This window comes from Streptomyces sp. NPDC032091 (assembly GCF_055580265.1).
This window is the reverse complement of sequence record NZ_JBVILR010000012.1, coordinates 244,380-256,105: the sequence shown is the minus strand read 5'-3', so window position 1 is coordinate 256,105 and position 11,726 is coordinate 244,380. Positions and strand designations below refer to the sequence as shown.

Genomic DNA, 11,726 nt, shown 5'->3' with positions numbered 1-11,726 from the left:
GCCGCGATCTGGCACAACCGGGCCACCGGAACACCGATCACACGATCACTGATCGCCTACGACCACTGACCAGGACTTCGGACTTACTCGTCTAGCCGTCGACGGGGGCACCCCACTGCTCGCCGAGGGCGAGGCGGCCCCCTGGCCGCATGTCACCGACGCCGACCGCAAGGCCGTGCTCGACGCACTGGAGCAGGCCACCCCCTGGCACTGGCCCATGCGCACCGTGACCGCCCTGGAGGAGGCCTGGTCCGAGTTCACCGGCATGCCCCACGTCCTCGCCGCCAACTCCGGTACGGCCGCCCTGCACATGGCCGTTGCGGCCGCCGGGGTGGAGCCGGGCGACGAGGTGCTCGTCCCGGCCGACACCTTCCTGGCCTCCGCCTCCTGCGTGCTCCAGGCCAACGCCATCCCGGTGTTCGTCGACACCGACCCCGTCACGTTCACCATCGACCCGGCCCGGATCGAGGAGCGGATCACCGACCGCACCCGTGCCGTCGTGGCCGTCGACCTCAACGGCCTGCCCGCCGACCACGACGCCCTGCGCGCGATCACGGACCGCCACGGCCTCGTCCTCATCGAGGACGCCTCCCAGGCCCACGGGGCCACCTACCGGGGCCGCCCGGTCGGGTCCCTCGGCACCATGAGCGGCGCCAGCCTCAACGGGTCCAAGACCCTCTCCGCCCTCGGCGAGGGCGGCCTGTTCGCGACCCGCGACGAGGAACAGCACCGGCTGGCCCGGCGGGTGCTGATGTTCGGTGAGGAACTCCCGGGCCAGAGCCGCGACTACAACGCACGCATCATGGGCTGGAACTACCGCATCGACGTCCTCGCCGCCGCCTTCGCCCGCTCCCAGCTCACCCGTCTGGAGGAGATGTCCCTCGTCCGGCAGGCCAACGGCGCCGCGCTCACCCGGGCCCTCGACGGCGTACCCGGCATCCGCACCCCGGCCGTGCCCGAGGACCGCACGCACGTCTACTTCTTCTACCCCCTGCTGGTCGAGCCCGGGGAACTCGGGCTCGACGGCCTCCCCGTCGCCGCCTTCCGCGACGCGCTCGCCCGGGCGGTCGCCGCCGAAGGCCTCGGCATCATGCGCTGGCAGCCGCAGCCGGTCCCCGGCCAGACCCTGTTCCGGGAACTGCGCGGCTACGGCCGGGGATGCCCCTGGAGCTGCGGACACGCCCGCCCCGGCCACCACTACGACCCCGCGCAGTACCCGGTGAGCGAGGACGTCTGCCTGCGCCGCCTGGTGCTCGGGCAGAGCTTCAGCTCCTTCGGGCCGCCCAACGACGCCACGACGATGCACCGCTACGCCGAAGTCCTGTACAAGGTCCTCGTCGAGGAACGGGAGGCGCTGATCGCCCTGACCCGGCGGACGGCCGCGGCGGCGCGGTGACGTACGAGGAAGGGAACGTACGACGATGCGAGACGGGCCCGAGACCGCGCAAGGACGCGAGGCGCCGCACACCCCCGGCCGGAGCCGGCGGCCGGGGACGACGCGGCTGGCCGTCGGAGCGGTCTTCTTCGTCACCGGAGCCGCCTTCGCCACCTGGGCGGCCCGTGTCCCCGCCGTACAGGGCCGGCTGGACCTGTCCGCCGGGGAACTGGCCGTGGCCCTCGTCGGCCTGAGTGGCGGAGCCTTCCTGGGGCTGCCGCTGGTCGGCGGCCTGGTGGCCAGGTACGGCAGCCGAACGGTCCTGTGCACCGGCATGGCCGCCTACCTGGGCGCCCTCGCCGGCCTGCCGTACGTCCCGGACCTCGCGGCGCTGACGGGGGCCCTGGCCCTGTTCGCCTGCGGCAACACGGCCGTCGACGTCGCCATGAACACCCAGGGCGTCCTTGTCGAACGCGCCTACGGCCGCCCGGTCCTCGGCGGCTTCCACGCCATGTTCAGCCTCGGCGGCATCACCGGAGCCACCGCCGGGGGCCTGGCGGCCTCCGCCGGGGTCGGTATCCGGGCGCACTTCACGGTGGCGGCCCTCGTCCTGCTGGCCGTGGCGGGGGCCGCCGCCACCGCCCTGGCCCCCGATCCGCCCCGGCCCGGCGCCCCTTCCCGGAGGGACCCCCTGCTGGCCCTGCCCGGCCCGGGCCTGTGGGTCCCCGGCCTGGTGGCCTTCTGCGCGCTCATGGGGGAGGGGATCGTCAACGACTGGGGGGCGGTGTACCTGAAGGAGGAGACCGGGTCCTCGGCGGGCGCCGCCGGTCTGGGGTACGCCGTCTTCTCCGTCGGCATGGTCATCGGCCGGCTCACCGCCGACCCGCTGCGGGCCCGCCTCGGCACCGTCCGCTTCACCCTCCTGAGCGCCGTGGTGGCCGGCGCCGGGGCCCTCGTCCCGATCCTCGCCGCGACGACGGCGGCGGGCTTCGCCGGCTACGCCCTGCTGGGCCTGGGGCTGGCCGCGGTCATCCCGCTCGTCTTCGCCCACGCGGCGGCCCTGCGGCCCGAGCGCACCGGCTCCGCCCTCGCCGCCGTCTCGGCGGTGGGCTACGTCGGCTTCCTCGCGGGGCCGCCGGTCATCGGCGCGCTGGCCGAGGCGGCGACCCTGCGGTGGGCGATGCTCGTCCTGCCGGCGCTGATGGCGGCGATGGCGCTCCTGACCCCCCGCCTGCGCCGCCCCTGACGCCCCTGGCCTCCGGACCGTCCCGGCCGTCCGCCGGGGCTACTCGACCTTGGCCCAGTCGAGGGTGCGCTCCACGGCCTTCTTCCAGCCCGCGTACCCCTCGGCCCGCTGGTCCTCGGACCACTGGGGCTCCCAGCGCTTGGACTCCTGCCAATGGGTGCGCAGTTCGTCCGTGTCCTGCCAGAAGCCCGTCGCCAGACCGGCGGCGTAGGCGGCGCCGAGCGCGGTCGTCTCCGCGACGACCGGACGGCTCACCGGTACGCCCAGCACGTCGGCCTGGATCTGCATGCACAGGTCGTTGGCCGTCACGCCGCCGTCCACCTTGAGCACGTCGAGGTGGACGCCGGAGTCCTGCTCCATCGCCTCCACCACGTCCCGGCTCTGGTAGCAGATGGCCTCGAGGGTGGCCCGGGCCAGGTGGCCGTTGTCGTGGTAGCGGGCCAGGCCGACGATCGCGCCGCGGGCGTCGGAGCGCCAGTACGGGGCGAACAGGCCCGAGAAGGCGGGCACGAAGTAGATGCCGCCGCTGTCCTCGACGGTGGAGGCCAGGCGCTCGGTCTCGGCCGCGTCGGTGATGATCTTCAGCTGGTCGCGCAGCCACTGGACCGCGGAGCCGGTGACGGCGATGGACCCTTCGAGGGCGTACACCGCGGGCTGGCCGGCGAACTGGTACGCCACGGTGGTCAGCAGGCCGTGCTGGGACCGGACCAGCTCGGTACCGGTGTTGAGCACCAGGAAGTTGCCGGTGCCGTAGGTGTTCTTGGCCTCGCCCGGGGCGTAGCAGACCTGGCCGACGGTGGCCGCCTGCTGGTCGCCGAGCACGCCGGTGATGGGGATGGCGGCCCGTAGCGGCCGGGAGGTGCGGGCCTGACCGTACGCCTCGGGATCGGAGGAGGGGTTGATGGTCGGCAGCATCGACCGGGGCACCCCGAAGAAGCCCAGGAGCTCGTCGTCCCAGTCGAGGGTCTCCAGGTCCATGAGCATGGTGCGGCTGGCGTTGGTGACGTCGGTGGCGTGGATGCCGCCGTCGGGGCCGCCGGTGAGGTTCCACAGCACCCAGCAGTCGGTGTTGCCGAAGAGGGCGTGCCCCTGCTCGGCGGCCTCCCGGACGCCGTCGACGTTCTCCAGGATCCACTGGATCTTCCCGCCGGAGAAGTAGGTCGCCGGCGGCAGCCCCGCCTTGCGCCGGATCACGTCGCCCTGGCCCGAGCGGTCCAGTGCCGCCGCGATGGAGTCGGTGCGGGTGTCCTGCCAGACGATGGCGTTGTAGTAGGGGCGGCCGGTGCGCGGGTCCCAGACGACGGTGGTCTCCCGCTGGTTGGTGATGCCGATGGCCGCCAGGTCGGTCGCGGAAAGGTTCCCGTGCCGCAGGGCGTTCTGGATCACGGAGTTGGTGCGTTCCCAGATCTCGACCGGGTCGTGTTCGACCCACCCCGACCGGGGCAGGATCTGCGAGTGCTCCAGCTGGTGCCTGGCCACCTCGTTGCCCGCGTGGTCGAAGATCATGAAACGGGTGCTGGTGGTGCCCTGGTCCACTGCGCCGACGAAGTCAGCCATGGGGTTGCCGCCTCTCTCGGGTCCGTCCCGTCCTGCGGGTCGGGTCAGCTCTCGTCCGGTGACGGCACCCGTCCGGGCGGTTCCGGCTCGGCGGTCGGCAGGTACCGGCCGATGAAGACCTTGTACAGGCCCGCTCCCAGCAGACCGCCGATCAGCGGACCGACGATCGGCACCCAGAAGTAGAAGTGCCCGTACTGGTCGCGCCACGCGCCGCCGTACCCGGTGAGGAAGCTGGCCAGCCGGGGCCCGAAGTCGCGCGCCGGATTGATGGCGTAGCCCGCGTTGGTGCCCCAGGCCATGCCGATCGCGACGACGATCAGGCCGACGATGAACGGGCCGAGGTTGGCGCCGGGGGGAGTGTTGAGCAGGTCCGTGACCGCGAGGATCAGCAGCAGCAGGATCGCGGTGCCGATGATCTGGTCGCGCAACGCGCCCCACTCGGTGACCGGCAGGTTCGGGTTGCCGTTGGCCGGCAGGGTGGAGAAGACGCCCTGTGTCTTGATGGTGTGCGTCGGGTCGGCCTTCGCCAGTGCCTCGGAGTAGTTCCAGCGCACGATGAGGGCGGCCACGAAGGCGCCGGCCGTCTGGGCCAGCGCGTACGGGGCCACACGGCTCCACGGGAACCCCTTGAACGCCGCCAGCGCGACGGTCACGGCGGGGTTGAGGTGGGCGCCGCTCAGCCGGGCGGCGACGTAGACACCGAGGGTGACGCCGAGGCCCCAGGCCCAGGCGATGCTGTCGTGGTTGCCCAGACCGCCCGGCGGAGTGGTGAGGCCGCCGCCGGCGACCACCTGGGCCACCACGCCGACGCCGAAGAGGATGAGGATCATCGTCCCGGCGAACTCCGCCGAGAGCTCGCCGATCAGCCCCGACTTCTTGAGCCGTTCAGCCATGGGTGCCCGCTTCCCGCCGGCCAGAGACCGGCCGTCGACTGCCCCGAGTCCTCTAGCGCCATCGTAAGTCCGGCGACGGCATCGGGCGCGGGGAGCGGGGTCCCGAGGGGGCCGTGGCCTGTTGGAGTCATCTGGGAGAACTCCGCGTGATCTTCGTACGTTCGGCCAGTGCGACGTCCCGTGGACGAAGCAGGAGACTCTCCACCGAGGGCCGCGGCTCGTCATGGGAGCCGACGCCACAAATCGAGGGGGAACCACGATGAGTGGTCAGTTGTACGACGGTATCGGGGAAGCGTTCGAGGGCTTCAAGACCCTGCCGATCATCCGCTACGGCGAGGTGCCGAGCTTCCTCTCCCTGGTCGGGGACGTCACGGGCAAGTCCGTGCTCGACATCGCCTGCGGAACCGGCTTCTACAGCCGTGAGCTGAAGCGGCGCGGCGCGTCCCGCGTCTTCGGCTTCGACATCTCCGGTGCGATGGTCGACGCGGCCCGGGCGATCGAGGGGTCCGAGCCGCTGGGCATCGACTACGAGGTCGGGGACACGGCGACCCTGCGGGAATTCGACCGGCCGTTCGACGTCGCCGTCGCCGTCCAGGCCTTCAACTACGCCGCCGACGTGGCCGAGATCGAGCGGATGATGCACAACATCCGGCGCGGCGTGGTGCCCGGCGGGTCGTTCCACCTGTTCGTGCAGAGCCCGGCCTACGACTTCGACGGTCCGTCGCTCGACAAGTACGGGTTCCTGTGCGAGGCGACCGGCAAGGACAACGAGATCGGGCGCGGGATCCGGCTCACCGCCCTGCTCGACCCGCCGGTCTCCTTCGAGGCCGTCGTCCCGTCGCGGGAGACGTACGAACGGACCCTGGAGGCGGCCGGGTTCACCGGCGTCGAGTGGATCCCGCTGACCATCTCGGAGGCCGGGGTGGAGAAGTACGGCCGGGAGTTCTGGGCGGACCACGACGCGAACCCGCCGCTGACGATGATCCGCTGCACCGCCTGACACCGACACGCGCACGGCCGCGCCCCGGGCAAGCGGGACATCCCCACCGCCCGGGGCGCGGCCGGCTCCGTACGCCACGCGCCCGCGGAACGACCTCACCGGCCCGGCCTGACCCATACTCAACACCGGTACCAGGTGCCACGCTTCACCGTCGAGGTCCAAGGAGATCCATGGCCGACACCGTCCACTCACTGACCGCCCGCGTCCACGAACTGCTGGTGACACATCTGACCCAGAGCGCCGCCGCGGCCGCGCCGGCGCCGGACGCGTTCTCCTTCCTCACGGGCGCGGTCCCTTCCGCCCCCCGGGGAGTCGACGTCGCCGCGGGACTCCACGACGCCGTGGCGCGTGCCTCGGCGCTCGGCCCGGAAGGCGCCTGGCTCGTCGCCGCGGGCCACGCGATCCTCGGCGGCGCGGCCGTCCTGCGGGGGGAGGCGGAGCGGGCTGTCTTCCACTTCGACGCCGCGGTGACGGCCGGCTACAACGACTGCGTGGCGTTCCACATCGGCCTCATACGCCCCCTGCACCGCGACCCCCGCTTCCGCGCCCTGTACGCGCGGATGCGGGTCACCGAGGCCGACCTCGACGAGTTCTTCTGGCTGCACCAGGAGATGCAGACCACGGCGAGGGAGGCGCAGACCGCGGCCGTCGACGACATCGGCCGCCACGACACCGGGGTGTCGCTGCTCCCGCAGGCCCCCCTGCCGACCCGTGAACCGGACACCGCCGGCGTCCTCGTCACCCGGCTCGACCTCGCCGCGACCCAGACCGCGATCCAACGGGTCGCCGTGCAGGCGGAGTTCCGGCGCAGCTCCGGCAACGTCAGCCTCAGCCTCATCGACGGCTCGTGGGACGACACCCGTGCCGTGCGCGACGCCCGGCACGCCGACGAGCTGGATTCCCTGCGCCGGCGGGCCGCCGAATCCCGTGCCTTCGTCGAACGCCCCGGCGCCGGAAGGGTGCTCGCCCCCTGCCCGCCGCTGGGCTCCCTCACCTACCCGGTCTGACGGGGCCGGGCCCGCGCGGCGGCCGGGCGCCCCGTCGCGGGTCCGGTCAGCCGGCCGCGCGCAGGCGGCCGGCGGCCGCCTCGGCGTCGCGTACGACCCGGGCCGTGTCGACGTCGACCAGCCGGCCGCCGAGCTTGAGGGCCCGGCCGTCCACGAACACCGCGTCGATGTTCTCGGGGCGGCCGTTGAACACGATCTGGCCCGTCCAGTCGAAGCGGGGGGCGAAGTTCAGGGCGGCCGGGTCGATGACCAGCAGGTCGGCGCGTTTGCCGGGGGTCAGGGACCCCACGCGGTCCGCGAGGCCGAGCACCTCGGCGCCGCCCAGGGTGGCCATCCGCAGGACGTCCTGCACCTGGGGGAAGACCGTGGCCTCGGTCGCCCGGGCGCGCTGCAGGCCGATGGCCGTCTTCATCAGGGCGTGGAAGTCCGAGGTGTCGTCGGTGCCGCCGTCCAGCCCGAGCCCCACCTTGACGCCCCTGCGCCCGAGGTCGGACAGCCGCATGATGCCGGAGCCCAGCCGCATGTTGCTGAGCGGGCAGTGGGCCAGCCGTACGTCGTGCTCGGCGATGGCGGCGATCTCCGCGTCCGTCAGGTGGATCGCGTGGTTCATCAGCAGCCGGGGCCCCAGTGCGCCGATGTCGGTGAGGACGCCGACGGGATCGTCGGCGCGCATCTCGGGGCGTTCCAGCACATGGGAGTTGAGCATCACCCCGAGCGCCTGGGCGGTCTCCCAGTGGGCACGGTTGTCGGCCTCGGCCGACCGCGCCGCGTGCGTGGCGATCTGGAAGGAGCCGAGCGGAACCGGGTCGACCAGCTCCTTCTTCACCTTCGCCGCCAGCGCCCCGTCGGGGGCCGGCGGGAACATGGCGTACGTGAACCGCAGCCCGGTGCCGGCCAGGGCGCGTACGTAGCTCTCGACGAGGTCGTACGAGAAGATGTCCACCCAGTCCACCAGCGTGGTCACGCCCGACTGCACGGCGTCGAGGGCGGCCAGCCGTACGAAGCTGTGGAGGGCCTCGGGGGTCAGGCGGCCGCGCTGGGGGTCGGTACACGCCTGGAACCAGCCGAATAAGTCCCGGTCGGTACAGCCGCCGCGGATCACCGCCTGCCAGAGGTGGTTGTGGGTGTCGACGAACCCCGGCATGACCAGTTTCCCTGACGCGTCCACGACCCAGGCGCCGGACGGGGTGGGCAGCGCCGGCCCGACGGCGGCGATGGCGCCCCCGCGCATCAGGACGTCGGCGCCCTCGACGGCGCCGAGCGGGCCGCTGCCGAGGGCCGGGTCCATGGTGAGGACCAGGGCGGCCCCGCGGAGCAGGACCGTCCGGCCGCCCTGGGCGGGAGGGCGGGAGGACGGGTCGACGGGGGCGGGGCGCGGGGCGGAGCCGAGCACGAGCGGGGCGGCGGCCAGACCGAGGCCGGCGAGGAGGCCGCGACGGGTGGGGGCCGAAGGGACCGAAGGGACCGAGGAGATGGTGGGGGTGCTGGGGATCGACTGCATGGCGTGTTGCCTCCCGAGGGCTCAGAACGGAAGGCCCGCCCTGGGCGCGACGCTGACGGGGCGTCGGGCCGGGGCGGGAGAACACCCGCAGCATTCCCAGCCCGTGGCCATTCGATAGACGTCAGCGGAAAGCTTTTTCCGGAACGTGAGCGCGTGCCGTCGACGCCATGGTCGGTTTGGCCGGTTTCGTACGGGAAAGGCGCAGGGGGCGGTGGCGGGCCGCCGAGCCGCGGGTGATCCGCAGGCCGACGGCCCGGGCCGCGGACGAGCGGGCGCCGCAAGACCTGCCGTGGCGGGACCCGGTGCCGTGCCCGGGACGGGCGCGGGCGGGCCGGCGACGGCGACGCCCGCCGGAAAGGAGCCGTCGTGGCAGACCCCGGCCGGAACGCATCGGAATCCGCCCTCCCCCCGAGAGTGCCGGCGCCGCCGGCGACCATCCCCGCCGTCGCGGATCCGGGGGCCCTGGGGCTCGCGGCCTTCGCGATGACCACCTTCGTACTGAGCTGGTTCAACGCGGGCTGATCGACCGCTCGGTCGAGGCCGTCGTGCTGCCGCTCGCCCTGTTCTACGGGGGCATCGTCCAACTCCTCGCCGGAATGTGGGAGTTCCGGCGCGGCAACACGTTCGCCGCGACGGCGTTCGCCTCGTTCGGCGGGTTCTGGCTCGCCTACTGGGCCTTCGCCCGGTCCGTGGTCCCGCACCTCCTGCACGTCCCCCAGCTCTACCAGGCCACCGGCCTGTTCCTGCTGGCCTGGACGATCTTCACGGTGTACATGACCATCGCCGCCGCCCGTACGACCGGGGCGGTCCTCGCCGTGTTCGTCACCCTCAGCCTGACCTTCCTGCTGCTGACCGTCGGGGCCTTCGCACAGTCCGGCGGCGTGACGAAGGCGGGCGGCTGGATGGGCCTCGTGACCGCCGTGATCGCCTGGTACGCCTCGTTCGCCATCGTCACGAACAGCACGTTCAAACGCACCGTACTGCCGGTGTGGCCGCTCGGCTCGCCGTCCGCCGCCGGGCCCGGATAGGGCCGCGCCGCGCCTGCCGCGGCCGGCCGAGGAGTGAGGAACGGCCATGAGTGACCAGACCCTGTCCCACCTGTCCCACGAGGAACGCCGCTTCCCCCCTCCGGAGGACCTCGCCGCGCACGCCAACGTCACGGACGCAACCCTGCGCGAGGCGGAGCGGGACCGGCTCGCCTTCTGGGAGGCCCAGGCGCGGCGGCTCGACTGGGCCGAACCCTGGACCCAGGTGCTCGACTGGTCGGACGCGCCGTTCGCCCGCTGGTTCACGGGCGGCCGCCTCAACGTCGCCCACAACTGCGTCGACCGGCACGTCGCGGCCGGGCACGGCGACCGGGTCGCGTTCCACTGGGAGGGCGAACCGGGCGACACCCGGACGATCACCTACGCGCAGCTGAAGGACGAGGTCTGCCGCGCCGCCAACGCCCTCACCGCGCTCGGCGTCCGGGAGGGCGACCGGGTCGCGATCTACATGCCGATGATCCCCGAGACGGCCGTCGCCATGCTCGCCTGCGCCCGGATCGGAGCGCCGCACACCGTCGTCTTCGGCGGCTTCTCCTCCGACGCGCTGCGCGGGCGCATCCTCGACTGCGACGCCCGCGTGGTGATCACCGCGGACGGGGGCTACCGCAAGGGCGCCGCCGCCGCGCTGAAGCCCGCCGTCGACAGCGCCGTGGCCGACTGCCCCGACGTGCGGACCGTCCTCGTCGTCCGCCGCACGGGCCAGGACGTGCCGTTCACGGAGGGCCGCGACGTGTGGTGGCACGAGCAGGTGGACCGCCAGTCCCCGCACCACGAGGCCCGGGCCTTCGACGCCGAGCACCCGCTGTACATCATGTACACCTCGGGCACCACCGCGAAGCCCAAGGGCATCCTGCACACCTCCGGCGGCTACCTCACCCAGGTCGCCTGGACCCACTGGGCCGTCTTCGACCTCAAACCGGAACGGGACGTCTTCTGGACCGCCGCCGACATCGGCTGGGTGACCGGCCACTCGTACATCGTCTACGGCCCCCTCGCGAACGGCGCCACCTCCGTCATGTACGAGGGGACCCCCGACACCCCGCACCAGGGCCGCTGGTGGGAGATCGTCGAGAAGTACCGGGTCAGCATCCTGTACTGCGCGCCGACCGCCATCCGGACCTTCATGAAATGGGGCGAGGAGATCCCCGCCGCCTTCGACCTGGGCTGCCTGCGCCTCATCGGCTCGGTCGGCGAGCCGATCAACCCGGAGGCCTGGATCTGGTACCGCCGCCACATCGGCGGCGACCACTGCCCGGTGGTCGACACCTGGTGGCAGACGGAGACCGGCGCCCAGATGCTCAGCCCGCTGCCCGGCCTCAGCGTCTGCAAGCCCGGCTCGGCGATGGGCGCCCTGCCCGGCATCGCCGCCGACGTGGTCGACGACCACGGCGACCCGGTACCGAACGGAGCGGGCGGCTACCTGGTGCTCACCGAACCGTGGCCGGCGATGCTGCGCACCATCTGGGGCGACCGGCAGCGCTACCTCGACACCTACTGGTCGCGGTTCCCGGGCCGGTACTTCGCCGGGGACGGCGCGAAGAAGGACGAGGACGGGGACATCTGGCTCCTCGGCCGGGTCGACGACGTGATGAACGTCTCCGGACACCGCATCTCCACCACCGAGGTCGAGTCGGCGCTCGTCTCGCACCCGAAGGTGGCCGAGGCGGCGGTGGTCGGCGCGGCGGACGCGACGACCGGCCAGGGCATCGTCGCGTTCGTCATCCTGCGCGCCGGCGCGGACGCCGGGGACGACGGCGGCGACGACGGTGCCGGGGGCCGGTCCGTCGTGGACGAACTCCGGGCGCACGTGACCCGGGAGATCGGCCCCATCGCCCGTCCCCGGGAGATCCTGGTGGTGCCCGAGCTGCCCAAGACCCGCTCCGGGAAGATCATGCGCCGCCTGCTGCGCGACGTCGCCGACCACCGCGGACTCGGTGACGTCACCACGCTCACCGACAGTTCCGTCATGGACGTCATCAAGGAGCGGCTGCCGGCGGCGGCGGGGGGCGGCGGCGAGGAGGAATGAGCCACGACCGCGCCCCGCGCGGAAAACCGGTGGGTCGCGGCGCCGGAGCCGGGTAGGGTCGGAACGCCGTGCCGG

General features: G+C 72.9%; 10 protein-coding genes. 7 read left to right on the top strand and 3 right to left on the bottom strand.

Annotated elements, in window-relative coordinates:
• The first annotated feature begins 175 nt into the window (after positions 1–175).
• The gene (locus ACZ5NJ_RS21355) at positions 176–1,396 is read left to right on the top strand and encodes a DegT/DnrJ/EryC1/StrS family aminotransferase (protein ID WP_468766655.1); all 1,221 of its coding nucleotides are present in this window, start codon (positions 176–178) and stop codon (positions 1,394–1,396) included.
• Between the two features lie 25 nt (positions 1,397–1,421).
• On the top strand, positions 1,422–2,621 hold the full coding sequence (locus tag ACZ5NJ_RS21350) for an MFS transporter (RefSeq protein WP_468766654.1): 1,200 nt from the start codon (positions 1,422–1,424) through the stop codon (positions 2,619–2,621).
• A gap of 39 nt (positions 2,622–2,660) precedes the next feature.
• Here the strand turns inward: ACZ5NJ_RS21350 and glpK are convergent, their stop codons facing one another.
• The gene (glpK, locus tag ACZ5NJ_RS21345; RefSeq protein WP_468766653.1) at positions 2,661–4,178 is read right to left on the bottom strand and encodes a glycerol kinase GlpK; all 1,518 of its coding nucleotides are present in this window, start codon (positions 4,176–4,178) and stop codon (positions 2,661–2,663) included.
• A gap of 44 nt (positions 4,179–4,222) precedes the next feature.
• The gene (locus ACZ5NJ_RS21340; RefSeq protein ID WP_468766652.1) at positions 4,223–5,071 is read right to left on the bottom strand and encodes an MIP/aquaporin family protein; all 849 of its coding nucleotides are present in this window, start codon (positions 5,069–5,071) and stop codon (positions 4,223–4,225) included.
• A 259-nt stretch (positions 5,072–5,330) separates the two neighbouring features.
• Here ACZ5NJ_RS21340 and ACZ5NJ_RS21335 point away from each other — a divergent pair, with 259 nt between their 5' ends.
• Both ACZ5NJ_RS21335 and ACZ5NJ_RS21330 read left to right on the top strand, forming a co-directional pair.
• Positions 5,331–6,071 (top strand): class I SAM-dependent methyltransferase, encoded by a 741-nt coding sequence (locus tag ACZ5NJ_RS21335; protein WP_468766651.1) that lies wholly within the window; start codon positions 5,331–5,333, stop codon positions 6,069–6,071.
• Between the two features lie 170 nt (positions 6,072–6,241).
• Positions 6,242–7,078 carry a hypothetical protein gene (locus ACZ5NJ_RS21330; RefSeq protein WP_468766650.1) on the top strand — a complete coding sequence of 279 codons (837 nt, stop codon included), beginning with the start codon at positions 6,242–6,244 and terminating at the stop codon, positions 7,076–7,078.
• A gap of 46 nt (positions 7,079–7,124) precedes the next feature.
• Here the strand turns inward: ACZ5NJ_RS21330 and ACZ5NJ_RS21325 are convergent, their stop codons facing one another.
• Positions 7,125–8,579 carry an amidohydrolase family protein gene (locus ACZ5NJ_RS21325; protein WP_468766649.1) on the bottom strand — a complete coding sequence of 485 codons (1,455 nt, stop codon included), beginning with the start codon at positions 8,577–8,579 and terminating at the stop codon, positions 7,125–7,127.
• 366 nt (positions 8,580–8,945) lie between these two features.
• On the opposite strand from ACZ5NJ_RS21325, the gene ACZ5NJ_RS21320 reads away from it, so the two are divergent.
• From ACZ5NJ_RS21320 to acs, 3 genes are read left to right on the top strand one after another with little or no spacing between them, the layout of a single operon-like run.
• The gene (locus tag ACZ5NJ_RS21320; protein WP_468766648.1) at positions 8,946–9,101 is read left to right on the top strand and encodes a GPR1/FUN34/YaaH family transporter; all 156 of its coding nucleotides are present in this window, start codon (positions 8,946–8,948) and stop codon (positions 9,099–9,101) included.
• A gap of 23 nt (positions 9,102–9,124) precedes the next feature.
• Positions 9,125–9,607 carry an acetate uptake transporter gene (locus ACZ5NJ_RS21315; protein ID WP_468766647.1) on the top strand — a complete coding sequence of 161 codons (483 nt, stop codon included), beginning with the start codon at positions 9,125–9,127 and terminating at the stop codon, positions 9,605–9,607.
• A gap of 46 nt (positions 9,608–9,653) precedes the next feature.
• Positions 9,654–11,651, top strand: a complete 1,998-nt coding sequence (acs, locus tag ACZ5NJ_RS21310) for an acetate--CoA ligase (RefSeq protein ID WP_468766646.1) — start codon at positions 9,654–9,656, stop codon at positions 11,649–11,651.
• Positions 11,652–11,726: the final 75 nt, after the last annotated feature.

Coding starts and splice junctions, on each gene's coding strand:
- ACZ5NJ_RS21350 (WP_468766654.1), top strand. CDS start 1,422: ATGCGAGACGGGCCCGAGACCGCGCAAGGACGCGAGGCGCCGCACACC.
- glpK (WP_468766653.1), bottom strand. CDS start 4,178: ATGGCTGACTTCGTCGGCGCAGTGGACCAGGGCACCACCAGCACCCGT.
- ACZ5NJ_RS21340 (WP_468766652.1), bottom strand. CDS start 5,071: ATGGCTGAACGGCTCAAGAAGTCGGGGCTGATCGGCGAGCTCTCGGCG.
- ACZ5NJ_RS21335 (WP_468766651.1), top strand. CDS start 5,331: ATGAGTGGTCAGTTGTACGACGGTATCGGGGAAGCGTTCGAGGGCTTC.
- ACZ5NJ_RS21330 (WP_468766650.1), top strand. CDS start 6,242: ATGGCCGACACCGTCCACTCACTGACCGCCCGCGTCCACGAACTGCTG.
- ACZ5NJ_RS21325 (WP_468766649.1), bottom strand. CDS start 8,579: ATGCAGTCGATCCCCAGCACCCCCACCATCTCCTCGGTCCCTTCGGTC.
- acs (WP_468766646.1), top strand. CDS start 9,654: ATGAGTGACCAGACCCTGTCCCACCTGTCCCACGAGGAACGCCGCTTC.